Source organism: Streptomyces chartreusis NRRL 3882 (assembly GCF_900236475.1).
GTDB lineage: Bacteria > Actinomycetota > Actinomycetes > Streptomycetales > Streptomycetaceae > Streptomyces > Streptomyces chartreusis_D.
Genome location: NZ_LT963352.1, coordinates 355,987 through 381,698, shown reverse-complemented (window position 1 = coordinate 381,698; position 25,712 = coordinate 355,987). Strand labels below are relative to the sequence as shown.

The 25,712-nt window shown below is 72.5% G+C and carries 27 protein-coding genes; 9 read left to right on the top strand and 18 right to left on the bottom strand.

Translation table 11 applies throughout. The features are described from left to right. Nucleotides 1-21: 21 nt before the first annotated feature. Nucleotides 22-852: an aldo/keto reductase gene (locus SCNRRL3882_RS01735; protein ID WP_010033436.1), complete on the bottom strand. Its 831-nt coding sequence runs from the start codon at nt 850-852 to the stop codon at nt 22-24. Nucleotides 853-962: 110 nt separating this feature from the next. Between SCNRRL3882_RS01735 and SCNRRL3882_RS01730 the strand changes: the two genes are divergently transcribed. Beyond that, the gene (locus tag SCNRRL3882_RS01730) at nt 963-2,027 is read left to right on the top strand and encodes a LacI family DNA-binding transcriptional regulator (RefSeq protein ID WP_010033439.1); all 1,065 of its coding nucleotides are present in this window, start codon (nt 963-965) and stop codon (nt 2,025-2,027) included. On the opposite strand, the gene SCNRRL3882_RS01725 is transcribed toward SCNRRL3882_RS01730, so the two are convergent. Genes SCNRRL3882_RS01725 through SCNRRL3882_RS01710 form a run of 4 tightly spaced genes read right to left on the bottom strand, consistent with a single transcriptional unit; the run spans nt 1,990 to nt 6,615 of the window. Next, nucleotides 1,990-3,384: a glycoside hydrolase family 32 protein gene (locus tag SCNRRL3882_RS01725; RefSeq protein ID WP_010033441.1), complete on the bottom strand. Its 1,395-nt coding sequence runs from the start codon at nt 3,382-3,384 to the stop codon at nt 1,990-1,992. The two genes, SCNRRL3882_RS01730 and SCNRRL3882_RS01725, sit on opposite strands and share 38 nt — an antisense overlap. Then, entirely contained in the window at nt 3,381-4,235 is an 855-nt protein-coding gene (locus tag SCNRRL3882_RS01720) for a carbohydrate ABC transporter permease (RefSeq protein ID WP_029180727.1), read from the bottom strand. The genes SCNRRL3882_RS01725 and SCNRRL3882_RS01720 overlap by 4 nt, the downstream gene beginning before the upstream one ends. Nucleotides 4,236-4,252: 17 nt before the next feature. Continuing rightward, a complete protein-coding gene (locus SCNRRL3882_RS01715; protein ID WP_010033445.1) occupies nt 4,253-5,209 on the bottom strand; it encodes a carbohydrate ABC transporter permease in 957 nt (318 codons plus the stop codon). Next, entirely contained in the window at nt 5,206-6,615 is a 1,410-nt protein-coding gene (locus SCNRRL3882_RS01710; protein ID WP_010033447.1) for an extracellular solute-binding protein, read from the bottom strand. The genes SCNRRL3882_RS01715 and SCNRRL3882_RS01710 overlap by 4 nt, the downstream gene beginning before the upstream one ends. A gap of 184 nt (nt 6,616-6,799) precedes the next feature. On the opposite strand from SCNRRL3882_RS01710, the gene SCNRRL3882_RS01705 reads away from it, so the two are divergent. Continuing rightward, the gene (locus tag SCNRRL3882_RS01705) at nt 6,800-7,774 is read left to right on the top strand and encodes a TauD/TfdA dioxygenase family protein (protein WP_029180728.1); all 975 of its coding nucleotides are present in this window, start codon (nt 6,800-6,802) and stop codon (nt 7,772-7,774) included. A gap of 83 nt (nt 7,775-7,857) precedes the next feature. Then, complete coding sequence (locus SCNRRL3882_RS01700; protein WP_010033452.1) at nt 7,858-8,430, top strand: dihydrofolate reductase family protein; 573 nt, start codon at nt 7,858-7,860, stop codon at nt 8,428-8,430. A gap of 112 nt (nt 8,431-8,542) precedes the next feature. Here SCNRRL3882_RS01700 and SCNRRL3882_RS01695 read toward each other — a convergent pair whose 3' ends face one another. Further along, the gene (locus SCNRRL3882_RS01695) at nt 8,543-9,007 is read right to left on the bottom strand and encodes a cupredoxin domain-containing protein (protein ID WP_010033456.1); all 465 of its coding nucleotides are present in this window, start codon (nt 9,005-9,007) and stop codon (nt 8,543-8,545) included. A 155-nt stretch (nt 9,008-9,162) separates the two neighbouring features. On the opposite strand from SCNRRL3882_RS01695, the gene SCNRRL3882_RS01690 reads away from it, so the two are divergent. Both SCNRRL3882_RS01690 and SCNRRL3882_RS01685 read left to right on the top strand, forming a co-directional pair. Further along, nucleotides 9,163-9,744: an RNA polymerase sigma factor gene (locus SCNRRL3882_RS01690; protein ID WP_029180729.1), complete on the top strand. Its 582-nt coding sequence runs from the start codon at nt 9,163-9,165 to the stop codon at nt 9,742-9,744. Further along, nucleotides 9,737-10,507: a hypothetical protein gene (locus tag SCNRRL3882_RS01685; RefSeq protein WP_010033460.1), complete on the top strand. Its 771-nt coding sequence runs from the start codon at nt 9,737-9,739 to the stop codon at nt 10,505-10,507. Before SCNRRL3882_RS01690 ends, SCNRRL3882_RS01685 begins: the two co-directional genes overlap by 8 nt. A 53-nt stretch (nt 10,508-10,560) precedes the next feature. Here the strand turns inward: SCNRRL3882_RS01685 and SCNRRL3882_RS01680 are convergent, their stop codons facing one another. The 5 genes from SCNRRL3882_RS01680 to SCNRRL3882_RS01660 all read right to left on the bottom strand — a co-directional run bounded on the left by SCNRRL3882_RS01680 (nt 10,561) and on the right by SCNRRL3882_RS01660 (nt 15,762). Then, nucleotides 10,561-11,598 carry an LLM class flavin-dependent oxidoreductase gene (locus SCNRRL3882_RS01680; protein ID WP_010033466.1) on the bottom strand — a complete coding sequence of 346 codons (1,038 nt, stop codon included), beginning with the start codon at nt 11,596-11,598 and terminating at the stop codon, nt 10,561-10,563. 111 nt (nt 11,599-11,709) lie between these two features. Continuing rightward, the gene (locus SCNRRL3882_RS01675) at nt 11,710-13,215 is read right to left on the bottom strand and encodes a metallophosphoesterase family protein (protein WP_010033469.1); all 1,506 of its coding nucleotides are present in this window, start codon (nt 13,213-13,215) and stop codon (nt 11,710-11,712) included. 46 nt (nt 13,216-13,261) lie between these two features. Then, a complete protein-coding gene (locus SCNRRL3882_RS01670; RefSeq protein WP_010033471.1) occupies nt 13,262-14,119 on the bottom strand; it encodes an MHYT domain-containing protein in 858 nt (285 codons plus the stop codon). Nucleotides 14,120-14,239: 120 nt separating this feature from the next. Then, nucleotides 14,240-14,995: a dienelactone hydrolase family protein gene (locus SCNRRL3882_RS01665; RefSeq protein WP_010033473.1), complete on the bottom strand. Its 756-nt coding sequence runs from the start codon at nt 14,993-14,995 to the stop codon at nt 14,240-14,242. A gap of 146 nt (nt 14,996-15,141) precedes the next feature. Next, entirely contained in the window at nt 15,142-15,762 is a 621-nt protein-coding gene (locus tag SCNRRL3882_RS01660) for an L-threonylcarbamoyladenylate synthase (RefSeq protein ID WP_010033475.1), read from the bottom strand. 170 nt (nt 15,763-15,932) lie between these two features. Here SCNRRL3882_RS01660 and SCNRRL3882_RS01655 point away from each other — a divergent pair, with 170 nt between their 5' ends. Continuing rightward, nucleotides 15,933-17,426 (top strand): helix-turn-helix domain-containing protein, encoded by a 1,494-nt coding sequence (locus SCNRRL3882_RS01655; RefSeq protein ID WP_010033479.1) that lies wholly within the window; start codon nt 15,933-15,935, stop codon nt 17,424-17,426. 230 nt (nt 17,427-17,656) lie between these two features. On the opposite strand, the gene SCNRRL3882_RS01650 is transcribed toward SCNRRL3882_RS01655, so the two are convergent. The 6 genes from SCNRRL3882_RS01650 to SCNRRL3882_RS41545 are packed head-to-tail and all read right to left on the bottom strand — an operon-like array spanning nt 17,657 to nt 23,245. Next, nucleotides 17,657-18,883, bottom strand: coding sequence for a cytochrome P450 family protein (locus SCNRRL3882_RS01650; protein ID WP_010033482.1), 1,227 nt, complete (start codon nt 18,881-18,883; stop codon nt 17,657-17,659). Next, nucleotides 18,880-20,118, bottom strand: a complete 1,239-nt coding sequence (locus tag SCNRRL3882_RS01645; protein ID WP_010033484.1) for a cytochrome P450 — start codon at nt 20,116-20,118, stop codon at nt 18,880-18,882. The genes SCNRRL3882_RS01650 and SCNRRL3882_RS01645 overlap by 4 nt, the downstream gene beginning before the upstream one ends. Further along, nucleotides 20,115-20,738: a GTP-binding protein gene (locus SCNRRL3882_RS01640; protein WP_010033487.1), complete on the bottom strand. Its 624-nt coding sequence runs from the start codon at nt 20,736-20,738 to the stop codon at nt 20,115-20,117. The genes SCNRRL3882_RS01645 and SCNRRL3882_RS01640 overlap by 4 nt, the downstream gene beginning before the upstream one ends. Beyond that, nucleotides 20,710-21,072, bottom strand: coding sequence for a DUF742 domain-containing protein (locus SCNRRL3882_RS01635; protein WP_010033490.1), 363 nt, complete (start codon nt 21,070-21,072; stop codon nt 20,710-20,712). The genes SCNRRL3882_RS01640 and SCNRRL3882_RS01635 overlap by 29 nt, the downstream gene beginning before the upstream one ends. After that, entirely contained in the window at nt 21,069-21,491 is a 423-nt protein-coding gene (locus tag SCNRRL3882_RS01630) for a roadblock/LC7 domain-containing protein (protein ID WP_010033492.1), read from the bottom strand. The genes SCNRRL3882_RS01635 and SCNRRL3882_RS01630 overlap by 4 nt, the downstream gene beginning before the upstream one ends. Next, the gene (locus tag SCNRRL3882_RS41545) at nt 21,488-23,245 is read right to left on the bottom strand and encodes an ATP-binding protein (protein WP_010033495.1); all 1,758 of its coding nucleotides are present in this window, start codon (nt 23,243-23,245) and stop codon (nt 21,488-21,490) included. The genes SCNRRL3882_RS01630 and SCNRRL3882_RS41545 overlap by 4 nt, the downstream gene beginning before the upstream one ends. Nucleotides 23,246-23,587: 342 nt before the next feature. Between SCNRRL3882_RS41545 and SCNRRL3882_RS01620 the strand changes: the two genes are divergently transcribed. After that, the gene (locus SCNRRL3882_RS01620) at nt 23,588-23,824 is read left to right on the top strand and encodes a hypothetical protein (RefSeq protein ID WP_010033497.1); all 237 of its coding nucleotides are present in this window, start codon (nt 23,588-23,590) and stop codon (nt 23,822-23,824) included. A 138-nt stretch (nt 23,825-23,962) separates the two neighbouring features. Here SCNRRL3882_RS01620 and SCNRRL3882_RS01615 read toward each other — a convergent pair whose 3' ends face one another. Continuing rightward, nucleotides 23,963-24,409: a hypothetical protein gene (locus SCNRRL3882_RS01615; RefSeq protein WP_010033499.1), complete on the bottom strand. Its 447-nt coding sequence runs from the start codon at nt 24,407-24,409 to the stop codon at nt 23,963-23,965. A 154-nt stretch (nt 24,410-24,563) separates the two neighbouring features. Here SCNRRL3882_RS01615 and SCNRRL3882_RS41540 point away from each other — a divergent pair, with 154 nt between their 5' ends. Beyond that, nucleotides 24,564-24,926 (top strand): hypothetical protein, encoded by a 363-nt coding sequence (locus tag SCNRRL3882_RS41540; RefSeq protein ID WP_231911086.1) that lies wholly within the window; start codon nt 24,564-24,566, stop codon nt 24,924-24,926. Between the two features lie 195 nt (nt 24,927-25,121). Further along, nucleotides 25,122-25,664, top strand: a complete 543-nt coding sequence (locus SCNRRL3882_RS41535) for a hypothetical protein (protein ID WP_231911084.1) — start codon at nt 25,122-25,124, stop codon at nt 25,662-25,664. The last annotated feature ends 48 nt before the right edge of the window (nt 25,665-25,712 follow it).

Below are 25,712 nucleotides of genomic sequence, written 5' to 3'. Positions count from 1 at the left end.
CTCGCGCGCCCCGGGTACCCGTCAGAACTCCTCGTGCACCTCGGGGTCCCCGCCGACCCGCCGGTGCGCGCGGTCCGCGACGGCGGTCATCTCGTCCTCGCTCAGCTCGAAGCCGAAGACGTCGAGGTTCTCGCGCTGCCGCTCCGGGTTCGCCGACTTCGGGACGGGCACCGCGCCCAGCTGCGTGTGCCAGCGCAGCACGACCTGCCCGGCCGTCACCCCGTGCGCCTCGGCGATCCGCGCCACGGCGGGGTCCCGGAGCAGGGGCGTGCCCCGGCCCAGCGGACTCCAGCTCTCGGTCAGGACGCCCTTGCCCGCGTGGAAGGCGCGCAGCTCGTCCTGCGGCAGGAAGGGGTGCAGCTCGATCTGGTTGACGGAGGGCAGCACGCCGGTCTCCTCCTCCAGCCGCTCGATGTGCCCGGGCGTGAAGTTCGAGACGCCGATCGACCGGACGAGCCCCTCCTCGCGCAGCTTGATCATGGCCTTCCAGGAGTCGACGTACCGGTCCACGCGCGGCAGCGGCCAGTGGATCAGGTACAGGTCCACGTACTCCAGGCCCAGACGGGCCCGGGACGCCTCGAAGGAGGCGAGCGTCTCCTCGTAGCCGTGGTGCCGGCCCGGGAGCTTCGTCGTCACGACGATCTCCTCGCGCGGCACCACGCCGGAGGCCACGGCCCGGCCGACCCCCGTCTCGTTGCGGTAGTTCGTCGCCGTGTCGATCAGGCGGTAGCCCGCCTCCAGGGCCGAGAGGACCGCCTGCTGCGCCTCGTCGTCGCCGAGCGGCCAGGTGCCGAGGCCGAGGGCGGGGAGCGTCGTGCCGTCGTTGAGCGTGTGCGTCGGGATGCTGATCACGGTCGGACCTTCCCGTTGCCTGTGTCGTCTGACTGTGTCGTCCCTCCAGCGTCACGGATAGGGTGAGCGGTGATCAACCGGACGGGTGGGGAATGAGGACGGCGGACGGCATGGGCAGCGCCGAGGAGAAGCCGGCGGCACGACCGGGGCGTCCCACCTCGCGGGACGTCGCCCGGCTCGCCGGCGTGTCGCACACCGCGGTGTCCTTCGTGTTCAACGGCCGCGCCGAGGGCAATCTCTCGCCCGCCACCCAGGAGCGCATCCGGCAGGCCGCGGTCCAGCTCGGCTACCGGCCCGATCCCGTCGCCCGCGGCCTGCGCCGCAGCCGTACGGCCGTGATCGGCCTGGTCACCGACGAGATCGCCTCCTCCCCGTTCGCGGGGCGGCTGCTGCGCGGCGCCATGGAAACCGCCTGGGCCGGCGAGCACCTGATCCTCACCGTCGACTCCGGCGGCGACCCGGCCAAGGAGGACGCGGCGGTCGCCGAGCTCCTCGACCGGCGCGTCGACGGCATCATCTACGCCGCCATGTCCCTGCGCCGCGTCCGGGTCCCCGAGGGACTGCACCGCACCCACTCCGTGCTGGCCAACTGCCTGCCCGAGGACGACTCGCTGCCCGCCGTCGTCCCCGCCGAGCGCGCCGGCGGCCGTACCGCGGCCCGGCTGCTGCTGGAGCAGGGGCACCGGCGGGTCGCACTCGTCGGCGGGCAGGACGACATCGCTTCCGTGGAGCGGCTGCGGGGCTTCCGCGACGCGCTGCGCGCCGAGGGCATCACCGTCCCCAGGGACTGGGTCGTACGGACCGGAGGCGAGATCTCCGGCGGCTACGAGGGAGCCGTCCGCCTCTTCGACGGCACCCCGGCCGACCGCCGGCCCACCGGGATCTTCGCCTACAACGACCGGGTCGCGGCGGGCGTCCTGCACGCCGCGACCCGGCTCGGCATCTCCGTACCCGGCGAACTGTCGGTGGTGGGCTACGACGACCAGGAGCACATGGCCGCGTATCTCGCGCCGCCCCTCACCACGGTCGCGCTGCCCCACCGGGCGATGGGCGAGGCCGCCGCCCGGCTCCTCCTCGACGCCATCGCCACCGGCCGGACCCCGCCCGCCACCGTGCGGCGCCTGGCCTGCCCGGTGATCAGCCGCGCGTCGGTGGGACCAGCTCCCATCCGGTGACGGCCGTTCCGGACGGCACCCTCAACTCCCGTACGTCATCGGGCCGGTGGTAGACGCGCTCGGTGACCACGGCCCGGTCACCGACGAACAGCTCGTACAGCGAGCCGTCGGCGAGGACCCGCACCGTGAGCTCCTCCCGCGGCGGCACGCGCACGACGACCGGCGCCGCCTCGGCCTCCCCGCGCGGCCAGTCGCCCCGGTCGAGTGTCACGGTGCCCCGAGCCGGGTCCAGCCCGACCGTCAGCTCGGCGCCCGAGGACGACCGCAGGAGACTCACCGTGGCGTGACCGCGGGCGCTGACCGTCAGGTCGTAGGCCGCCGGCAGCGCGGACCGGCCCGGGGCGACGACGAACGGCTCGGCCGCGTGCAGGCGGTGCAACTCCGGTGCCGGGGTCACCCGCAGCGCCCCGTCCGGATGGACGTCGACGACCCGGGGTGCGGTCAGGACGCCGGCCCAGTCGGCCTCGCCCGGCTCGCGGGCCTCCCACGACCAGCCCCACAGCAGGGCCCGGTCCGGCTCCTGGAGCACGGCGGGCGCGTAGAAGTCGCGGCCGTGGTCGAGCAGGCCGCCCGCCCGGGCCGAGAAGCGCAGGTCCGTCGGAGCGCGCCCGGTGTCCAGACGTCCCGTGAGATAGCCGGTGGTCCACGGGTGGCCGTCCCAGAGGGACACGACCAGCACCCACTCGCCGCCCCGTGTCGCGTACAGCTGCGGGCACTCCCAGCCTGTCGCCCGGTCGCCGAACGCCGCCGCGGCGGCCGGGTCCCGGCCGTCCAGGAGCACACCGGCGAAGCGCCAGTCGGTCAGGTCGTCGCAGTCGTACAGCAGGACCGACGGCGTGCCGTCGGCGTGGCCGGCGCCGACCAGTGCCCAGCGCCGTCCGTCGTGCCGGAAGACGAACGGGTCGCGGAACATCACCACGTCCAGGCCCTCGGGCGGGCCCGTGACCACCGGCGTGGGCAGGGGAGTCCAGCCGGTCAGCGCGGGGTCGTCCGGATCCGCCGCCCGGGCCAGGCAGATGGTGCCGAGTCCGCTGTGGTCACGGTCGACCCCGGTGTAGACGGCCGTCGGCACGCCCCCGTCGTCGACCACGCACCCCGACCAGCAGCCCGCCTCGTCCGGGCCGCCCGGAGTCGGCGTGAGGGCGATCGGGTGGTGCTCCCAGCGGGCGAGGTCGGGGCTGGAGACATGGCCCCAGTGGACGTTCGCGTGGACCGGGGCGTCGGGGTTGTGCTGGTAGAAGAGGTGGTAGCGGCCGCGCCAGTGGAAGGGACCGTTGGGGTCGTTCATCCAGTTGGCGGGCGGGCGGACCCTGAAGCGCGGGGCGTGCGGGTCCTGCGGTGGAGCGGCGAGGCTCAACGGTTGACTCCTGCGGACGTGATGCCCTCACGCAGAGGGCGCTGGCCGACGACGAACACGGCGACGGCGGGGATCATGGAGAGCACGACACCGGCGAGCACCACGGAGATGGAACCGGTGCCGAGGTTGCCCTGGAGGGACACCAGCCCCAGCGGCAACGTGTAGTTCTGCCCCGACGTTTCGAGGATCAGCGGCCGGAAGAACTCGTTCCAGTGGTAGTTGAAGGCCAGGACGCCGACGATCGCGAGGCCCGGCGCGGCCAGCGGGGCGTACACCGACCGGAACGTCCGCCAGGGCCCGGCACCGTCCAGCATCGCCGCCTCGCCCAGGTCCTTGGGCATGCCCAGGAAGTACTGCCGCATCAGGAACGTGCCGAACGCCGTCGGGAAGGCCGGGATGATCAGTCCGAGCAGGGTGTCGGTCAGGCTCATCGACTTCAGGACCAGGAACACCGGCACGATCGTGACCTGCAACGGCACCATCATCGTCGCCAGGACCAGACCGAACAGCGGCTTCTTGAAGCGGAACTCCAGGCGGGCGAAGGCGTATCCGGCCAGCCCGGCCGTGATCATCTGGCCGACCGCGATCAGCCCTGTGACCAGCGTGGAGTTCAACGCCAGCAGCCAGACGTCGATCTGGTCGAACACCCCGCGGTACGCCTCGGTGGAGGGGTGCGCCGGGATGAGCTGCGGCGGCAGGTTGAACGCCTCGGCGGGCGTGCGCAGCGAGGTCGACACGGTCCACACGACCGGGCCGAGGGTCAGCAGGGCGCACACGGTCAGCCCGGCGATCCGGGCCCAGGGCGCCAGCCCGTGCCGCACGCGGCTGTAGGACAGGGTTGCTTGGCTCATGGGAAGACTCACCCGGCTCACTGGTAGTGGACGAAACGCCGGCTGAGCCGGAACTGGAGGGCTGTGACCGCCATGATCAGCACGAACAGCAGCACACCCACCGCGGACGCCTCACCGAAGCGGAGCTGCTCGAAGGCGGTCTCGTAGATCACCATCACGACCGTGCGGGTCGAGTCGCCGGGACCGCCGCTGGTCAGGACGTACGGCTGCTCGAAGACCTGGAGCGCGTTGATGATGCCGACCACCGAGGCGACCAGCAGCGTCGGCGACAGCAGCGGCAACGTGACGGTGAGGTGCTTGCGCAGGCCGGTCGCACCGTCCAGTGCGGCGGCCTCGTGGATCTCCTTCGGGATGTTGTTCAGACCGCCGACGAACAGCAGGAACGAGAAGCCGAACTGCTGCCAGACGTAGACCAGGACCACGGTCGCCATCGCCGCGTTCTCCGACGTCAGCCACGGCACCGGCGCGATCCCGACGAAGCCGAGCAGCCAGTTGACCACCCCGAAGTCCTGGTTGAACAGGTACTTCATCACCACCGAGATCGAGGCGGCGGACAGCACCAGCGGGAAGAAGAACGCCGAGCGGAACACCGACCGCAGCCACACGGGCATCCGCCCGTTCACGGTCAGGGCGAGCGCCAGGGCGACCAGCAGTTGCAGCGCCACCGCGAGGACCATGAAGACGAGGGTGTTGCGGAAGGACACCAGCACGGTCTCGTCGCCGAACACCGCCCCGTAGTTGGCGGCACCGGCGAAGCGCGGCGAGTCGATCACGTTCCAGTGGAAGAGGCTCAGCACCACCGAGCCGACGATCGGGACGACCGTGAAGACCACGATGCCGACGATCGTCGGGGCCAGGAACAGCGTGGCCAGCAGCCGGGTGCCGCGGTCCCGGGCCGAGGGACGCGGTGCGTCCTCGGCGGGCCGGGCCTCGGGCCGTTCGGCTCGCGCGGGCGGTATCTGGGTGTTCGTCATGCGTCACGCTCCATGGCCTTCTCCAGGTCGCCCTGCAACCGGCGCAGCGCGGGACGCACCGAGCGCGGGGAGGCCAGGGCCGTACCGGTGTGTTTGAGCAGCAGCTGCTCGACCTCGGCGACCTGCGGCGGCGCCGGGATCGGTCCGGTGTCGGGGAACCGGTCGAGGGTGTCGTAGAAGACCGGCCAGTGCGCCGGGCCGGTCTTCTCGTAGCGGCCGGCGGTCAGCATCGAGCGGCGGGCCGGGGTCGTCTGGTTCGTCGTGAACAGCCGCGTCAGGGTGTCCCTGCGGGCCGCGTACTTGATGAACTCCCAGGCCTCCTCCTGCTTCTGCGAGGTGCGCAGCAGCGCGTAGCCCGCCGCGCCGTACTGCATGCGCTGGGCGCGCCAGCGCGGGAAGTACTGCACGTCGAACCCGTCCCGGTCCATCCCCGCCAGGTGCAGGCCACCCGCCCAGAAGCCGCCCGCCGGGGTGACACCGACCCGGCCGGTGGAGAACACGCCGATGAGGTTCTGGCCGTTGCCGCCCTCCGGGCGGGTGCACAGGCCGTCCCGGACGAGGGAGGCGAGATAGTCGTAGACCTCCTCCACCCGGTCGTGCGTGGCCTGCGGCGTCGTCCACCGGAAGCCGCCCCCGCGGCCTCTGCGCTGCTCGGCCGGGTAGAAGGAGTCCCACAGCCACTCGCCGCCGGGCGCCTTGGACTCCGCGAGCAGATTGGTGCCGTTCGCGAACAGCCAGGGCACCACGCCGCCCCACAGCCGGTTGGTCCAGAAGTAGGGCGTGAAGCGGGAGCCGCTGGCCTGCTTCATGTCGCGCAGCAGCGCCGTGAAGTCGTCGCGGGTCCAGTCGGCCGGCGGGTACTGTGCCCCGGCCCTGCGCAGCACCTGGCGGTTGAGGTACATGTCGGCGGCGTTGAACTCCACGGGCAGCTGGAAGAGGCTGCCCTCGTACATCATCGACTCCACCAGCGAGGGGTGGACGTCGGCGAAGTACTCCTTCAGCTCGGCCGCGTCCCGCTTCACCCACCTGTCCAGGGCCACGCCGAGCCGCTGCGCGAACAGCTGCACGCCCTCGGTGGCCACGTACACCAGGTCGGGGGCGGTGCCGGCGGCCACCTGCGTGAGGATCTTCGCGAAGAAGTCCGACCAGTCCACGGCCTGCACGGCGTTGATCTGGAGCTTGATGTCGGGGTGCAGCTCGCGGAAGCCCTCGCGGAGCGTGCGGATGGCCTCCGGCCCGTAGGCGGGGCCCAGAGTGGCGACGACGAGGGAGCCGTCGTCACGGCCGGGGATGTCGGCTCCGGTGAGCCGGTCCCAGCTCGCGGCGGTGCCGGTCAGGGCGGCGGCCCCCGCGCCGTAGGCGCCGTACCGCAACAAGGCGCGGCGGGTGAGGTGCGAGTCGGTCATCGTGAGGCCTAACTCGTGTTAGTCGAGGAATGATGCCCCAGATGATGTGAGCGCCGCGGAAGTGTGTCAAGACGCTCGGCAGATTGACCTTTAACGGGTTAGGTCCTGCGGTGTCGCCCCGGGCCGGGATCGCTGCCACGATCTTCCGGTAGGCACGACCACGCCCATGACCAGCGGAGTGCGCATGACGACGGACAGTTCGATGACGGACGAGGCGGTGCGGGACGCCGGGGTGGAGGTGAAGCCGGTCGCCGGGCACATCGGTGCCGAGATCAGCGGGGTCGACCTGGCCGCGGACCTGGACGACACCGTGGTCGCCGCGATCAGGGCGGCGGTGCTGCGGTGGAAGGTGGTGTTCTTCCGGGGGCAGCGGCTGGACCACGCCGGGCACGTGGCGTTCGCGCGGCGGTTCGGTGAGACGGTGGTGCTGCCGCGGCGCGGCAAGGCCTCGCCCCCGGACTTCCCCGAGATCGAGACGACCGCCGACCGGCTGGAGCTGGGCGGACGGTTCGGCATGGAGCACGACGAGTGGCTGCGGCGCCGCCGCCACTCGCTGCTGCGCGGCTGGCACTGCGACCACGGCGCCCGCGTCGACCCGCCCGCCGCGACGATCCTGCGGGCCGAGACCGTGCCGCCCTACGGCGGCGACACGACCTGGTCGAACCTCGCGGCGGCGTACGCCGGACTCTCCGCGCCGCTGCGGCAGTTCGTCGACGGGCTGCGGGCCGAGCACCGGCTCGGCGTCGGCTACCAGCCCCGGCCCGGCGACGACGCCTACGTCCGCCACCTGCTGGACCGCCAGGTCGCCTCGCTGCACACCCTGGTGCGCGTCCACCCGGAGACGGGCGAACGGATCCTCTACGTCAACGGCTACTACGTCGAGCAGATCGCCGGCCTCTCCCGGTCCGAGAGCGCCGCGATCCTTCAGATGCTGCTGGAACAGGCGGTCCGGCCCGAGTACACGGTCCGCTTCCGCTGGGAGCCGGGCAGCGTGGCGTTCTGGGACAACCGCGCCACGATGCACCTGGCTCCCGGCGACACCGCACACCTCGACCACCCGCGGATCATGCACCGGGTGATGCTCGCCGGGGACGTGCCCGTCGGGGTGGACGGCAGGGCGTCGGAGGCGATCACCGGGACCGCACCCGGCCGCTGGTGACCCCTGGGGCGATCCCTGAGTCGCGATGAGTTTTGCGGTGTCCCGCGGTCGTACTGTCGAACCCCTTACCGAGGAGGACGCCGATGCGCAGCGTGACCTATTCGATGAACGTCTCACTGGACGGCTACATCGTCGGGCCGGACGGCGACTTCGCCTGGACGGCGCCCGACCCGGACGTCTTCCGCTTCTGGATCGACGAGATCCGAGACGTCGGCGTCCACCTGCTGGGACGACGGCTGTACGAAACGATGCTGTACTGGGAGACCGCCGACCAGAATCCGTCGCTCGACGACGCAGAACTCGAATGGGTCGCGCTCTGGAATCCACTGCCGAAGGTGGTGTTCTCCACCACGCTGTCGGAGGTTCAGGGCCATGCCCGCCTGGCCTCCGGCGGCGTGGCCGAGGAGATCGAGCGGTTGCGAGCCGAGCCGGCGGAGGGCGACATCGCGATCGGCGGCGCGACTCTCGCCGCCGAGGCGGCCGCGTCGGGTCTGATCGACGAGTACCGGACCGTGGTCTACCCGGTGCTGGTCGGCGGTGGCATTCCGTTCTTTCCCCGGAGCGAGCGCCGGGTGGATCTCGAACTCGTCGAGACCCGCACCTTCGGCTCGGGAGTCGTCTACCTCCGCCACCGCGTGGCGCGCCAGGTGCATTGACCCGCTGCGTCGTCGACGCGGGTGACGGGCGGCCGGCCGCCGAGTGCGGTGCCATAGGTGGCCACGGCCGTTCCCTCCGGCCGGCCGGAGGGCGGTGAGCGCGACGGCGCGCTCAGTAGCCATCGCCGTTGGTCGTCTCGGTGCCGCTGCCGCCCACGGTGACCTCGGTCTTCATGCCCATGTCCTTGTGGCCGTCGACAGGACAGTAGACCTCGTACGTGCCGTCCTTCAGCGAGACGCTGAGATGCGCCGACTCCCCGGGTGCCAGCGTCCGCGTCTTCTGTTCCGTTCCGGAGCCCTCGATCTCCATGGCGTGGTCGTGACGGCCGTCGTTCTTGACGACGAAGGTGTAGGCACCTGCCTTCAACGTCTTCTCGGACAGCTCCATCTTGAAGTCGACCAGCTTCACGTCCACCCGGGTGGTTCCCGGCTTGCCACTCTGGTCCGGGGCTGACGATGACGAGTCACCCCCGTCGCCGTATCCGCCTCCGCACGCCACGAGGATGCCCGCCAGCGCTCCGGCGGCCAACCCGGCCCCGACGTTCCCGCGCACGAACGTCATGAGCATCGTCGCCATGTCTCGGCCCTCCATGGGAAAACGTTCCTGACCAGAGGTACGGACGGACCGCGCCAGGGGATTTCCGGCAAGCGGGAGCAAGCGGGAGAATGGGGGCCGTGATCCCGAGTGGAACCGGGGGAATCCGTTCGGCGAGGTTCGCCGTATCCACTGGTATGCGGCGATGGGCCCCACCACTCGGACGGCTCTCGGACGAGGCGCTGCTGGCGGGAATGGCGACCGGCGCCCCGGAGACCGCCCTCGCGTTCGTCCGCCGGTTCCAGCGGATGGTCTTCGGTATCGCCATCGCTGTCGTCGACGACGCCCAGCTCGCCGAGGACATCGCCCAGCAGACCTTCGAAAGGGCTTGGCGTCATGCGCAGGTCTACGACTCCCGGCGCGGATCGGTGAAGACCTGGCTGGGGACCATCACGCACAACCTTGCGATCGACGCCGTCCGCGCGCGCAAGGCGACCCCGGTCTCCCCCGAGGACCTCGACGCTCTGCTCGGCGTCATGACCCGGACGCCCGAACAGTGGGCACTGGCCGACGAGGCGGCATCCCGGATACGGGCCGCGGTGGCGGACCTACCGCGCCAGCAGGCGCGTGCCGTGGTCATGGCCGGGGTCTACGGGATGACCGCACGGCAGATCGCCGAGCTCGAAGGGATCCCCCTGGGCACGGCGAAGACGCGGATCAGGACGGCGATGGGGAAACTGCGGAAGGCTCTGGGACCCCAGCGAGCCGATCATGACTGACAGGGACTGCGAGTGGCTGAGGGCCGTCGCCGACGAGCTGGCGCTGGGTGTCCTCCCCGGTCAGGAGCGCGCCGAGGCCATCGCCCACCTTGACCGCTGCCCTACCTGCCGGGAGCACGTCGAGCAGCTGACGTTCGTCGGCGACGGACTGCTCTCTCTCCTCCCGGGCAGCGAGCCGCCCGCCGGCTTCGAGACACGGGTGACGGACCGGCTGGGCCTGAAGCGGCCGCCACGACGGCGGCGGCCACGGGCCGGCGTCGCGGTCGCGGCCGCCGCCGCGATCGCCCTCGGGTTCGGCTTCGGTGGCTGGGCCGTCGGTACGGCCGTCGAGGGTGCGTCGGCTCCCGCCGCACGGAGCTCGGAGTCCTCCGACTCGGAGCACGGCCTGATCGCAGCGTCTCTGCTGGCCCCCGATCACCGCCCGGTGGGCCGGATCTTCACCTACACCGGAAATCCGGGCTGGGTCTACATGGCGGTCCACCTCGGCCGGGACGGGTCCGGATCCGACGTCCCGACCGAAGACGAATCCATGGCCGCGGGGTCGAGCGACGTATATCCGGAGGCCGGAAGGATCAGCTGCCGACTCGAGCGTACGGACGGCACGTCGGTCCACATCGGGGAGTTCTCCCTCGACGACGCCGGCCAGGGGTACTGGGGAGCCCCCACGCGTGTCGACCCGGACACGGTGTCCGGTGCCCGGCTGCTGGCCGCGGACGGCTCCGTCCTGGCCACGGCCCACTTCGACGCACGGCGGAACCAGTGACCGCGAGCAGCCGCCCCACTCCCATCACCCGCGTGAACAACGCCCCCGGGGCACTACACCTGGGGGGCGCCCGGTCGCCGGCCCAGTGCCGGGCCCAGCTTCGTCGCCATGTCCGTGAGGATCTGGACGTAGTCCTCGTGCTCGAAGGTGAACGGCAGCGCGAACGCGACCTCGTCCACCTCCCGGAACGCCGCGTGCGCGTGCAGCCGTTCGGCGATCTCCTCCGACGTCCCCACCAGGTCCGGCGCGAACAGCAGCCGCGCCGGGCCCTGCGGTGCGGCCGTACGGGGAGTGCGCTCGGCGGCGTACTTCTCGTAGCGGGCGCGCTGGCCCGGCGTGGCGGAGTCCGTGGGGATGACGACGAGGCCCTGCGAGACGCGGGCGGCCTCGCCGTCGGGGTGGGCGGCGCGGAACGCCCGGATGTGGGAGAGCTGGATCCGCGCGAAGTCATGCGGCCCGTCGGGATCTTCGGCCTTCACGACGCTGCTGGTGAGGAGGTTCATCCCGTGCTCGCCCGCCCACCGGGCCGACCGCAGGCTGCCGCCGCCGTACCACAGGCGGCGGCCCAGGCCGGGGGAGTGGGGCTGCACCCGGTCGGAGAAGGTCTCGAACCCTTCCGTCCCGCTGAAGTCCGTCGCCGGCTTGCCCCGCACGAAGTCCAGCAGCCGCTCCACCCGCCCGTAGCCGAAGTCCTCGGCGTCGGAGGTGTCGGGGTAGAGCGCGCCCTTGACCTGGTCGAAGTGCATCGGCGGGCCCACGCTGACGCCCGGGTTGAGCCGGCCCCCGGACAGCAGGTCGACGGTGGCCAGGTCCTCGGCGAGGCGCAGCGGGTTCTCCCAGCCGAGGGGGATGACCGCCGTGCCGAGTTCGATGCGGCGGGTGCGCTGCGAGGCCGCGGACAGGACGGCGACGGGGGAGGAGATGCCGTACTGGAGGTGGCGGTGGCGCACCCACGCGCTGTCGAAGCCGAGCCGCTCGCCCAGCTCGATGATCTCCAGCGTGGACTCGTGGCCGCGCCGCGGATCCGCCTCGTCGAACAGCCCGATGGTCAGGAAGCCCAGCTTGCGCAGCGGTCGTGGGGTCGGGGGCACGGGACCTCCATCATTTGAACGTTCAATGGTCTACGGCTGTGCCAACCCGGCAGCGGCCCGTGCTGTTCCCGCCCGGCGGTCCCCGCCGCACCGGTTTCCCGCCGCACCGGATCAGCGCAGCGGGATCGTCACCTCGTCCTCGACCGGCGGGGCGAGTTCCTGGGCGCGGTTGCCGGTGGCCGCGTAGCAGCGCAGCCGGACCGACTCCGGGGAGACGTCCAGGCGCAGGAAGCACTTGAAGAACGGCGGGCTGTACGTCGCCGAGCTCGGCGAGAACAACGACGTGTAGATCTTCCGCACGGGCAGCCGGAACCGCTTGGCCCGGTCGGGCCGGCGGCCGGTGCCGAGCAGCCCGGCGACCAGCCGGACGCGCCGGGTGACGCGGGTGTCCGCGCCCGGGACACGGGTCGGCGGGATGCCCAGGCGCTCCGCGATCACGGCCGTCGCCTCCGCCTCGGTGAGCGTGAAGAAGCGGGGCATGCGCAGCCGGCGGCCGTAGAGCCGGCTGTAGAAGGCGAGGGAGTCGCCGCGCAGCGGATAGCAGCGGAAGTCCCGCTCGGTCACGTTCGCGACGTTGACGCGGGGGATGGTGTGGGTTGCGTGCATGAACGCCCCGCCGCCGCCCGCGACGACGTACTGGAGGGTGCGCCCGTCGTCCAGCCGCACCGGGTAGCGCTGGTAGTTGTGGATGTCGCCGCCAATCGCCGCCACGTAGTGGTGCGCCGGGTCGCGGACGATGTCGTCGACGGTGCCGCCCCCTTCGATGGCGCACGGCTCGTGCCGACCGTCGACGTACAGGGGCGACCCGGTGACCAGGATCTTCGGGCGGGGTCCATGGGAGACCTCGCGCAGCCAGGCGCCCTGTTCGGCGTCGAGGGTGCCGAGCAGGCCCGTGTCGATGCCTATGATCCGCACGGGTCCGGCGTCGATCGCCCAGTACGGGCCCGGCTGGACGGCCTGCTGGGCGGGTGCCGAGCGCAACCTCCGGGCCTCGGCGAGGTGTTGCCCGTGGTCCCTTCGCGGCCGGTGCCAAAGCAGGGACCGCAGCCAGGCCCGGGTCAGAGGGCGCGGCCGGGGCTCGGGAGGCAGCGGCGGGGCGTCGTCGCAGAAGACGCGCATGAATCCGCCGAGGTCCTCGTACCAGTCGTGATTGCCGGGGATCGCGTAGATCGGCGCCTGGTAATCGCGGTAAGGGCGGAAGAACTTGGTGTGGTAGTCGTCCGCGCTGCCCACCGGGTAGATCACGTCGCTGGCCAGCACGGCGAAGCGGGTGTCCAGGCCGACCTTCAGAAAGCCGGGCACGACGGCGTACTGGGGGTCATCGCCCTCGCCGGTGTCGCCGATGACCAGGAACGAGAAGCGCTCCGGATCGTCGCGCCGGATCACCTTGTCGGCCGGTGCGCCGGCGGCCGCGCGCTGCGTCACCCACCGGCCGCGGGTGCGGCCGGTCGGGTCACCGAACCAGGAGGCCAGCACCCCGTTGCGGGCGGCCCACCACATTCTCGGGTCCAGCCAGGAGATCTTCTCGACCTGCTGCGGCATCAACTGCCGGTAGGCGCCGCGTTCGCCGGTGCCCCAGCCGGCGCCCTCGGCCGTGTGGCGTGAGGAGTCAGACACCGCTGCACCGTAACAATGATCTACGAGCCGTCCGCGGGCGGGTCGTTCACCGGCCGCGGGTGGGCGAGTCCGCGTCGTGCCACGACGTGCGCGGCGCGGGAATGGAGTTGGCGGCCCGGACGCCGGCCGAGCGGCCCGGGTGCCGGGCGGGGCTGCGGTTCTCCGCCCTCTCACCGTGCACCAGCAGCGGGTCGAACATGACCACGACCCCGGCCAGCAGCAGGAAGACGACCGGCCCCAGCAGCATCGGCAGCAGGAGCGACAGGGGCGAGTCGCCCTCCCACGTCCCGCCGGTCGTGTCGTGCACATGGACGCTGACGGCGGCCATGCCCGTGTAGTGCATCCCGGACACCGCCACGCCCATCACCAGGCTCGCCCCGAGGCTCGTCATCAGGCCGCGGATCGTGACGGCGGACCACAGCGCGGCCGTCGCGGCGGCGATGGCGATCAGCACGGACAGTACGACGCCGACCGGGTCGTAGCCGATGTCACCGTGCAGCCGCATCGCGGCCATGCCCAGGTAGTGCATGGCCGCCACCCCCAGTCCGGTGACGACACCCGCGACCGCCAGGGCGACACGTCCCGTGCCGCGGTAGCCGACGATGAACACGCCGACGCCCACAACGGCGACGGCCACGACGAGACTGAGCACCGTCGTGGCCGCGTCATAACGGACCCGGGTCTCCTCCACGTGGAAGCCGGTCATGGCGATGAAGTGCATCGTCCAGATCCCGCACCCGATGGAGGCGGCGCCTAACGCCAGCCAACCCGGCTTCCAGGACCGCGCGTTCAGCAGCGAGCGCACGATGCACCGCAGCCCCAGCGCCCCTCCCAGACAGGCCATCAGATACGCCGCCACCGGGGTCACCGCACCGTAACGGAACCCCTCGACCGTGCCCTCCATGAGCCAACTCCCCCCGAGTCGCGCCTGGTGTTCAGCAAGGTCTACGCGCAGGGATCGCGGGAAAGCAAGCCCTTACCGTCGGTAGGGCGGCAACTCCTGTTCACCAGGAGTCGATTGAGGTCAGAATGTGCGCTTCAGCAGGTCGAGCAGAGCCGCCCAGTGCCGCTCGTCGCCCTCCTTGTGGTACGACGCGGTGTCGGCCTGCGTGAAACCGTGGGGCGCGCCCGTGTACACCTCGCAGCGGTGGCGGACGCCCGCCTCGGTCAGGGCCTCCTCCAGGCGCTCGATCTGCTCCTCGGGCAGCGAGGGGTCCTGGTCGGCGTGGCCGAAGTACAGCTCCGCGGTGACCTTGCCGGCCACCAGGTGCGGGCTGTCCGGCGTGTCCGTGGCCAGCCGCCCGCCGTGGAAACCGGCTGCGGCCGCGACCCGCTCCGGGTACGTCCCGGCCGTGAGCAGCGACAGGCGCGCCCCCATGCAGTAACCGGTCAGCGCGACCGGACCGTCCGCCACCGCGGGTGACTCGGCCAGCCAGCGCAGATAGGCGCCGGCGTCCCGCATCGCCCGTTCGGTCGTCAGGGCCTGCATGACCGGCATGATGCGCTCGAATATCTCCGGCCGCGCCCCCGGGTCGATGAGCTCGGGCAGCTCGAACAGCGGGGCGCGGCCGTGCCGGTAGAACACGTTGGGCACCAGCACCGCGTACCCCTCACCGGCCAGCCGGTCGGCCATGGACCGCAGCCATGGGCGCAGGCCGAAGGCGTCCATGTAGAGCAGGACCGCCGGGTGGGCGGCCCCGTCCGCGGGACGGGCCAGATACGCGTCGGCGGTGCCGTCCTCGGTGGGGATGTCGACGGCGGTTCCCTGTACGGCGGTCATGACTGGGCTGCCTCTCTGCGGGTGTCGGCCAGGAACCCGTCCGTGTCACCGGGCGGATCACGGGCATCGTGACACGCCGCTTCCCGGGGCATTTCGCCCACCCCCCCCACACCGGGCGCAACCGTGAACGCCCCTTGGCGCGCGCTTTACTCGAACCGTGAGGTGTCGCCCGCGCCGTGCCGCACGATCTCGGCCTCCCCACCGGAGAAGTCGATCACCGTCGTCGGCTCGGTGCCGCAGTCACCGGAGTCGACCACCCCGTCCAGCACGTGGTCGAGCAGGTCCTTGATCTCCCAGCCCTGCGTCATCGGCTCCTCCTCGCCGGGCAGCAGCAGGGTGCTGGACAGCAGCGGTTCACCGAGCTCGGCGAGCAGGGCCTGGGTGACGACGTGATCGGGGATCCGCACGCCGACCGTCTTCTTCTTGGGGTGCTGGAGCATGCGCGGCACCTCCTTCGTCGCGGGCAGGATGAACGTGTAGCTGCCGGGCGTCGACGCCTTGATCGCGCGGAACACGTCGTTGTCGACCCGCACGAACTGACCGAGCTGCGCGAAGTCCTGGCACACGAGGGTGAAGTGGTGCCGGTCGTCCAGCTTGCGGATCGTACGGATCCGCTCGATGCCGTCACGGCTGCCCAGGCGGCAGCCCAGTGCGTAACAGGAGTCCGTGGGGTAGGCGACAAGAGCGTCCGCACGGATGCTGTCGGCGATCTGGCCGATGGTGCGGGGCTGGGGGTTGTCGGGGTGCACGTCGTAGTACTTCGCCATCCGCCGAGCTTATGCCGCCCGCGCAGTGCGGCGGCGCAGGGCGGGGTGTCGGCCCGCGGGCGGACGCCGGGGGCTTCCGCCCGGGACGCCCGGGACGATAGCGCGGGACGTGTGAGGTAACGTCCGCGACCGGTGCGCCGGATGGCGCGAGGAACGAGGGGAAGGCCGAGGTGGCTGGCCGAGAGGACGGGAACCGGCAGCAGGGGACACCGGCCGGGCCGGGCCCGGCGTGGGCGGAGGAACTGCTCGAGCACCTGCGCCCGGCGGGGCGCGACGTGCGCAGGGTCGTGGGCTGGCTCGCCGGCGCCGTGCGCGGGTCCGTGGCCCTTCAGGACGCCGCCGGGAACCTCCTGGCCGGAACCCGGCTCCCGCTGGACGAGGGCCTCGTCACGGACATCACCGCCGGCCGCATCGCCTCCGCCGCCTGGGAGAGCCGGGAGCGCCATCAGCGCCTGGTCAGGGTGGAACACCCGTCCCACACCTGCGTCCTGGCCGTCTCCCGCGAGACCCCCTTCGACCGCCGGGCCGCCGACGTCGTCACACACACCGCCCAGGTGATCGAGCTCCTGCTGACCGCGCGCGAGTCGACCGCGGCCGGGCACCGGCTCCGGCGGGCCACCTCCGACCTGCGCCTGGCGATCCTGCAACTGCTGATGGTCGAGGACACCATCGCCGCCCGCCGGGTCGCCGCCGGGCTCTGGCCCGGACTGCTCGACGCCGACACGGCCCGTGTGTACGTCGTCGAGTCCGACCCCGCCGTACGCGACCGGATCGCCCAGGAGTGCCTGGCCGGCACCGGGGAGGACGCCCTGGTCGTGCGCTGCCCGGCCATGGACGGCCACGTCATCGTCGTCAGCCCCCGTGACACCACCGGCGAGACCCTGCGGTCACTGGTCGACCGGCACCCGGACATCTTCCTCGGCGGCAGCGTCCGGCAGAGCCTCGCCCGGACCGCCACCGCGTACGGACAGGCCGTCAGCGCCCTCGCCGTCGCCCGTTTCCGGCCCGACAAGACGGCGGTCTACGCCGAGCGCACCCACCCCGAACGCCTCATGGACCCGGGGGCGCTGCGCGGCTGGACGGCCCGGGTGCTGCGCCCGCTCGACACCCTGCCGCACCACACCCGCGCCGAACTCCTCGCCACCACACGCCTCGGCCTGGAGTTCACCGCCGTCAACGCCGCCAAGGTCCTCGGCGTCAGCCGCAACACGGTCCGCGCCCGTATGGAACGCGTGGAGGCCCTGCTCGGCACCGACTTCGCCGACCTCACGGTCCGGGCCGTCGTCCACCTGGCGCTCAACACCCAGATCGGCCTGCCCGACGGCCGGCACCCCGACGACACCGGCAACTCCACGCTCCGGCTCTCCGACCTGCTGTCCGGGTCCGCCGTACGCACCTGGGCCCAGGACCTGCTGGGCCGGCTGGAGGCGGACGCCCGGAACCCGCGCCGGACGCTGCGCACCTGGATCGCCGTGGGCGGCAACGCCGAACGGGCCGCGCAGGCCCTGGGCATGCACGCGCAGACCGTGCGCGAGCACGTCCGCAGCGCCGAACCCGTGCTGGAACGCCAGCTCCTCGCCGCGGGTACCGACCTGTACGAGGTCGTGCTGGCCCACCTGGCCGTCGGTGACCTCGATCTGCCGGCTCTGCGCCGCCACGACTGACCGGCCGGCCTCAGGGGCAACCGGTTGGCCAGGTCGCGGCGGGACGAAACCGGGCCATCCGGACTCAGCTGTGCACGAGTGAGCCCTGTTGAGCGTGCAACGGGCATCGACGCGATTCACAAGGCCTCAGCCAGGGACGTAGGTTCGACGAACCGCGGGGGCTCGACCGGAACGGGGGACCGGTCGCGCTCCCGCGCGCTGCGCCGAGAGGCGGCGTCCCAGCGGCTGCCTCAGCCACGCAGTCGCACGGGTATCTCCTGCCAGCCGAAGGCGATGAACGACGGCACCTGCCGCAGGCCCTCGTCACCCGCGGCCAGGCTCAGGCCGGGGAACCGGTCGAACAGCGCCGGCAGCGCGGTCAGCGCCTCCAGACGGGCCAGCGGCGCCCCGATACAGCGGTGGACCCCGAGCCCGAACGCCAGATGGTCGTCGGCGGCGCGCGTGGCGTCGAAGACGTCGGCGTCCGGCCCGTAGTGCTCGGGATCGAGCCCCGCGGCGGCGTACGTCGTGAGGATGGCGTCTCCGGCCGGGATCGTGACGTCGCCGACGGTGAGGTCCGTGACGGCGAACCGGAGCGGCAGCGAGGCGACCGACGGGTGCGCGCGCAGCGTCTCGTCGACGACGGCGTCCCAGCCGATCTCCCCGGACCGTACGGCGGCGAGCTGCTCGGGGCGGCGGAGCAGGGCTACCACCGCGTTGCCGATGAGATTGACGGTGGTCTCGAAACCGGCGCCGATGACCAGCAACAGCGTGTACAGCAGCTCCTCGTCGCTGAGCCGGTCGCCGTCCTCGTCCCGGACCCGGATCAGTTCGGTGGTCATGTCGTCGCCGGGGTGCGCGGCCTTGTGGGCGATCAGCGCGGGGAGCACCGTGCCGATCTGCCGCTGGACGGACGCCGCGTGCTCCGCGCTCGGGTCGGTGGTGTCCATGATGGCCGCGATCATCCGGCTGGTGTCCTCGCGTAACGCGTCGGGAACACCGAACAGTTCGGAGATGATCCGCATCGGCAGCGGACGGGCGAACCCCTCCTTGACGTCCACGACCTCGCCGTCGGCCGCGTCGAGCGCGTCCAGCAGCTCCGCGGTGATGGCCTCCACCCGGGGCCGCAGCGCCTCGGTGCGCCGGTGCGTGAAGCTCGGTGCCACCAGCTTGCGCAGTCGCGTGTGGTCCGCGCCGTAGGTGGTGAACATGTTGATCACGCCTACCCAGCTCACGATCCAGCCCCAGGACGGGTGCCGGCCGATCTCGGGCCACAGCCGCCAGTGCAGCCGCGGGTCCTTGCTGACCCGCGGGTCGAGGATGAGCTCCTTCAGCGTGTCGTAGCGCGTGGGCGCCCAGGCGGGGATCCCGCCGGGCAGCTCCACGGGCACGATCGGGCCGAGGACGCGCAGCCGGGCGCACTCGCCCGCGATGTCCGCGCCGAACGGGTCGAGTGCGATGCGGTCGGTCACGGTCACGGTCGTCCTCCTGGCTGATCGGGGGAGCGGGGGGTGAAACGGACGGGCAGCGCCGTCAGCGAGCGGTGGAAGGGGCCGGGCCGCCAGGTGAGACGCTCGCGGGGCAGCACGGGTTCCAGGTCGGGCAGCCACTGGGTGAGCCGCTCGATCGCCTCGGTGGCGATGAGCAGCGTGTGCTGCCTGACCGGGCAGGCGTGCGGGCCCGCCGACCAGGACAGGTGGGAGGCGTCGCCCGGGTGCCGGTCCGCGCCGCGCTCCCGCTCGGTGGCCTGTGCCAGCGCCCCGTACGAGACCACCACCGGCACCGCGGCCCTGATCCACACGCCGTGGAAGGTGACCGGAGTGCGGGCGTAGTGGATGCCGTAGTTGGCGAGCGGCGTCTCGTGGTGCAGCACCTCCAGCACCGCGTCCGTCACCGGGCGGGCGCCGCTGGTGAGCGTCGAGTAGTAGGCCGGGTTGCCGAGGATCCTGGACAGCGCGTTGGACACCAGGTTGGCCGTCGGCTCGTGTCCCGCGCCGAGCGTGAGGAACACCTGCCAGGTGACCTCCTCGGGGGTCAGCCCCGCCGGATGGTCCAGCAGCCAGCTCGGCAGGTCGTCGCCGCGCCGCTCGGTCTTGGCCGCGATCAGCTCCAGCACGTACCCGGCGAACTCGGCCTCGCCCTCCGCCGCCTGCGCACCGCCCTCGATCAGCTTGGCGAGCGCGGCGTCGAGCCGGTCGCTCGCGCTGTCCGGCAGCCCGAACAGGCTGTTGAACACCAGCGCCATCAGCGGCCTGGTGAACTCGCCGACCAGGTCGGCCTCGCCCCGCGGCCCGATCCGGCTCACCAGCAGATGGACCGCGCGGTGCACCCGGCCGCGCAGGTCGTGCGGTTCCACCAGGTCGAAGGCGTCGATCAGCGTGGTGCGGTAGCGGATGTGGGCGGCCCCGTCGGCGAACAGCGTGTTGGGCCGCCAGCGCATCATGCCGAGCACCGGGGAGTCGTCCGGGACGGCCGCCTCCCACGGCCGGGGATCGTGCGAGAACGTCTTCGTGTCGTGCAGCAGATCCAGCGCCGCCCGCCGGTCCGTGACGACGTACGCCGGCACCCCGGGGGCGAGTTCCGCCCAGCCGACCGGGCCCTGGGCGCGCAGGGCGGCGTAGTACGGGTGGGGGTCGCGGGCGAAGCCGTCCTCCCACAGGCGCACGGGCGCCGCGACGGAGAAGGCCTGCTCGGCAGGGGACGGGTGGGTCACCGGTGCTCCGCGGGTCGGTGGTCGATCAGGTGCTGGACGAGGGCGAGCAGGGAGTCGATCGAGGAGTTCGCCTCCCGCGCGTCGCACGTCACCATCGGGGTCGTCGGTTCCAGGTCCAGAGCGGCGCGCAACTGCTCGGGGGTGTGGTGCCGGGGCGCGTCCGGGAAGGTGTTCAAGGCGACCGCGTACGGCAGCCCGGTCTCCTCCACCAGCCCGAGCACGTCGAACGAGGCGTCGATCCGGCGGGCGTCGACCAGCACGAGCGCGCCGAGCGCCCCATGGGCGATGTCGTCCCACAGCGACCGGAACCGTTCCTGGCCGGGCGTGCCGAACAGATACAGCACGATCCCGCCCGGCAGGCTGATCCGGCCGAAGTCGATGGCGACCGTGGTGGTCGACTTCTCCCGGACCCCGGCGAGATCGTCGACGTGCGCGGACGCCTCGGTGAGCTGCTCCTCCGTGTGCAGCGGGCGGATCTCCGACACCGAGCCGATCAGGGTCGTCTTGCCCACCCCGAAAGGCCCCGTGACCAGGATCTTCACCAGGTCACGGGCGGTGTCCGGGAGATGGATGCCGCCGCCGGCGGCGCCATCAACGGTGCTTGAGGTCGCGGAGGCCATCGGCCACTCTCTTCAGCAGGTCGGGGTCGAAGCGCCGGGCGGGCGGGATCGGCGCGCGGGCCAGCACCAGGTCACGGTCGATGAGGTCGGCGGCCAGCACCAGCACGGCGGAGACGGGCAGCCGCAGCAGGGCCGCGGCCTCCACCACCGTCAGCGACCCGTACTCCAGCTCCTCCAGCAGGGCCGCCTGCGCGGCGGGCAGATCGGCGGGAGGCGGATCGCCGCTGCCGGTGAGGACCGACAGCCGCTCCAGATGGGCGCGGCTGGGCCGGGCCACCCCGCCGGTCGACAGGTACGCGGGAACCAGGGGACGGCCGCCTCGGCGGCCGGTCATGCCGGCGTGTCGCCGTCGGCACCTCGGGGCCCGGCGGCCATCGCCTTCTCACCCAGCCGCGCGACCTGCGAGTGCACCCGGTGCGCGAGCAGGTCCAGGCGCACCTCGGGGTCGCCGTACGCGGCGACGCAGGTGCCGTGGTCCGTCGGCACGATGAGCACATAGCCGTGGTCCGACTCGATGACGACCTGCCGGATGTCGGCCCGGTCGGTGTCGGCGAACGCCGCCGCCGCGGTACGGCAGGCGCCCTGTACGGTGCTCGTGATGGCGGCGACCCGCTCGGCCGACGGCTGCGACAGCGCGTCGGTGTAGCCGGTCACGAGCCCGTCCCGGGTGAGCAGGACGGCGGCCACGACGTGCGGCACCTCCAGAACCGGTTCGAGCACCCAGGCCGTGTCCCCCGCTGCGCGGCTGGTCATCGAGCCGTTCCCCCTTCGTGGTCGTTCCGGTCTCGGCCGGTGTCGTCGGTCCCGTCGGCCGTGGTCGCGGCCGGGGCACCCTCAGGTACGGCTGGAACGGCGCCGGTGTTCGGCCGGGCGGCGAAACGGGCGGCCGCCGTGCCGGACTGCAGGGCGCCGAGGGCGGCGGCGGACTCCTCGGGACGCCGCGGTCGGCGCTGTGGTGCGGGTGCGGGTGCGGGTGCGGGTGCGGGTGCGGGAGCGGGTGCGGAGGCCGGGGTGTCCGGCGGGGGCGTGGCCCGGCTGCGGCGACGCCGCTGGGGGAGTCCGCCGCTGTCACGGGGGCCGCGGTGGCCGGGGGCCGGGGCGGAGGTCCGGTCGTCCTGGTCGGTGCCGTAGCCGTGATCGTCGGGTGCGGTGGGGCGGGTCGCGGCGGTGGGGGACGGGGGCTCGGGGTTCCGGGGCGAGGTGTGCGGCTCAAAGCCGTGGGGCGCGGTGGCCGAGGCCGGTTCGGATGCACGGGGCGGGGCGGAAGGGGCGTCAGCGGTGACAGCGGTGGCAGGGCTGGCTGAGGCGCCAGGGGCCGACGCGCCCGAGTCGGCACCGTCCGGCGAGGCTGCGGAGGGCGAGGCAGCGCCGGCGTAGGAGGACGCGGGGACCCCGGAAGGCGAGGCGCCACCGTCCGCCGTGCCCCGCGCGACCCTCCGCGTCGAACGCGGGGCGCTGGCCGCCGGAGGCAGTTCCTCGGGATCGATGCGGGTCAGCAGGTGACTGTCGACCCGCAGCACCGCCCGCACCCCGCCGTACGGGGACGGCGAGGTCAGGTCCACGCTCAGATCGAACTGCCGGGTCAGCTGGCCGATGGCGGCGAGTCCCATGCGCGGCGGGTCGCCGAGCTCGGTGAGCAGGATCGGTTCGGAGCCGGCCACCATCCGCTGGGCACGGGCCCGTTCGTCCTGCGTCATGCCCAGCCCGGCATCGTCCACGGTGACACAGACACCGTGGTGGACGGCCTCCAGGTTGACCACGACGTCGGTGTCGGGCGCTGAGTGCCGCAGCGCGTTGTCGAGGAGCTCGGCGACGATGATGGCGACCGGCTCGACGGCGTGGGACACCAGTGCGGTCCCGGCCTCCAGGTGGTTGTGGATCCGCACGCGCTGGTAGCCCGTGAGCCGGGCCTGACCGCCCGTCACCGCGTCCACCAGATGGGACTCCTCCCGGGCCAGCCCCACCCAGGCCCCGCACACCACCGCGGCGATCTGCGCGCGCCGCAGCGACTGCTCGTTCTCGTGGTCGAGCTCGAACAGGGTTTGAGCCAACTCTGGGTCGTCGTAACGTTGTTGCAGACCGCGCAGGGCGTCCTGCAACCGGTACAGCGCCGCCTGGATCTCCCGTGTGGCCCCGCGCATCCCGGCCTTCGCGGCGGCGTCGATGCGGGTGCGCTGCGCGGCGAGTTCCGCGTGCAGCGCCTTCAGCACCTGCTCCAGCGCGAGGCCCAGGGGCGAACCCGCGAGCTGCGGGCTGAGCGGGCCGGGCACGGCGACGTGCGGATGGGCCACCTGCCGGGCCGCGGCGGGCACGCGCCGCGCCGCCAGGTGCTCGACCTCGGCCGTGAACGCCCGTGTGGTGCCGTCGAGCCGGGCCCGCAGGGCGGCCGTCTTCGCGCGCTGCGCGGCCAGTTGCCGCCGCGAGCGCAGCAAACCGCCGCCGAGGGCGAACGCGGACAGTGTGCCGACGGCGAGACCGCCGACGACCAGGTCCGGTAATTCGATCATCGAGTCGAGTCCAGGGAGAGTCGGGCAGGGCGGAGTCCGAGGCGCTCTGACGAGCCACCCGCAGCACAGTACACACCGTCATCGACCGGTCTCGCACGGTGGAGCGGCACTTCGTTCCGGAACTGACCGGGGTCTGTTCGCTTCTGTGGCAACTGTCAGGATTGCCGTACGGGGGAGGGGAGTTGGTGGTCCGTACGGGTCTGGTCGGCGGGTCGACCACCCGTCCGCAACGGTCGTGACCGGGTGGTCACCGAACGTGATGCGGGCGGGCTGTGTGTCCGACCGGAGGACGGGTACCCGTCCGGCGCCTGAAGAGGTCCGCTCCGCAAGAAGGAGGCCCGAATGACCAGCGAGACGGAGACCGGCGGCGTGACCGGTACGCAGGACAAGGACTACAACCTGATCTGGTACGTCGAGGCGTGCCTGAACAACGCCCTGCGTCTGGAGAGCTACATCCAGGACGCGGAGCGCGCCAAGGACACCGAGGTCGCGGACCTGTTCCGCAAGGCCCAGGCGGACAGCCGCAAGGGTGCCGAACTGGGCAAGGGGCTCCTGCGCGCACGCCTCAACGGCGGCTGAGGCCCCACCGGGGCCGGACGGCCCGGACACCGCCGACGGGCGGGGTCCGGGCCTTTTCGTGTCCGGGCTTGCGGGGCCAGGATTTCGTGTCCGGGGCTTTCGCGGCCGGTGCGGCAGAACCGCCCCGGCCGGTCCGGCTCAGCCGGCGTAGACCCTGCCTTCCTTCACGACGTACTCGGCCGGCTCGGAGCAGCCGATGGACGGCGTGAGCAGCAGGCTCACCGTCAGCGGCGCGGGCTCGGTGCTCGCGGTGGAGAACTCGCAGACGGCACCCTTGCCGGTGAGCGGGTACCAGAACCAGCCGTCCACGTCGCCCACGGTCACGCGGTCCGACTCCTTCCAGGCGCCCCCGGACTGAGTGTAGACCTGGAGGCGCACCGAGGCGGCGTACTCGTCCTCCGTCGAGCGCAGCGCAGTGAGAGTGATCTTGTAGTCGGAGCCGACGACGGACGAGGCGATCTGCCGGGTCTGCGGTGCGGCGGCGGTGTCCGCGCTCGACGCCCCGGCGCCGGCGGCGCCGAGGGCGGCCGCCATCAGGACGGTGAGGGCGGCGGTCGTGCCGCGGCGGGTCAGGCTGCGGGCCATGCTCATGTGTTCCCCCGTTGGAACGAGTCGGGACGGAGATATTCCGTGTTGTTCCGTTCGCTGAGGAAGACACCTGCCACCGACCGGAGGTTGTACGGGTCGCCACGATGCCGACAGCTCACCACTCCATCGCCGCCACGAGGAGGAGTTGATCGTGCGCAGGCCGGTCGATGGAGAGGTTCATGTGCACTACGGCCAGATCTACGTCGAGACCGATCCGGACAGCTTCGGGCCGGACCTCGCGGAGGCGTTCGCCGGGCAGAGTGCGGGACTGTGCGGGGCGGCGACACCGTGCGTCCTGTGGCTGAACACCGGTTTGCACACCGGCGACGTGGGCTTCACGGTCGAGGTGCACGAGCAGGCCCCGCCGCTGGATCCGGCCTGGGAGGACGTGGTGGAGGTGTCCTTCCGTCCCGTGTCGGCCGACAGCGCGCTCGTGCAGTGGACGGCGAGCCCCAACTCGACCGGTACCTCCTCCAGTTCTGGCCCGCCCCACCCGAGCCGGACCGTGTCCTGAGACAGACCGCGCAGGTCGCCGCCTACTGGCACCGCTACGCCCGCGAACCACCGCCGCCTCCCACCCCGGCCGAACGCGCCGAAGCCGAACGCCGGGCCCGCCTCGCTCAGGAGACAGCGCAACGGGAACGCCGGCTCGCCCGACCCCGCCCTGCTCCACGCCATCGACGTCTCCGGCCCCGCCACCCAGCGCGCGGTGGCCCTGTTCACGGCCCGCCGGGCGTGTGAAGCGGCCGGTCTCACCGCCCTCGACCGGGTCGCCGACCCGCTCGCGGCCCTGGCCGAGGGGCGTCCGCTGCCGCCGCCGTTCGACGACGACACCCGCATGTGGGAGACCCTGGCCACCGCCCCGCGTGTCCCGGACCGGACCGTCGGCCGGGCCGTCCCGCCCGAGCGGCCCCCCTTCCGGCCGCCCGCGTCCACGAGCACGCCCGTGCCGCAATCCCAGGAGGCGGCACGGGCCGTGGTGGGCCCGGCGGTCGTCGTGGCGAAACCGCCGGCCTCCGGCTCCGGCCCGTACGCCGTGGCGCTCACCATCGGCCCACCGCACCCGTCCCTGCGGATCTCCCAGCCGCACATGGCCCTCCCCGCGGTGACCGGCGCGGCCGAGCACCACCCGCTCCGGGCGGCCCTCGACGCGGTGCACGCGGCCGTCGCCGCCTACGGCGACGACCACCCGGCCCTCCTCGCGGAGGTCTGGTCCGTGGTGCGCGGGACGGTACGCGTGCCCGGCCCCTGACCGCACCCCCGGCCCAGGAGGCCCGGGAGGAGGCCGCGACGGTGCCCA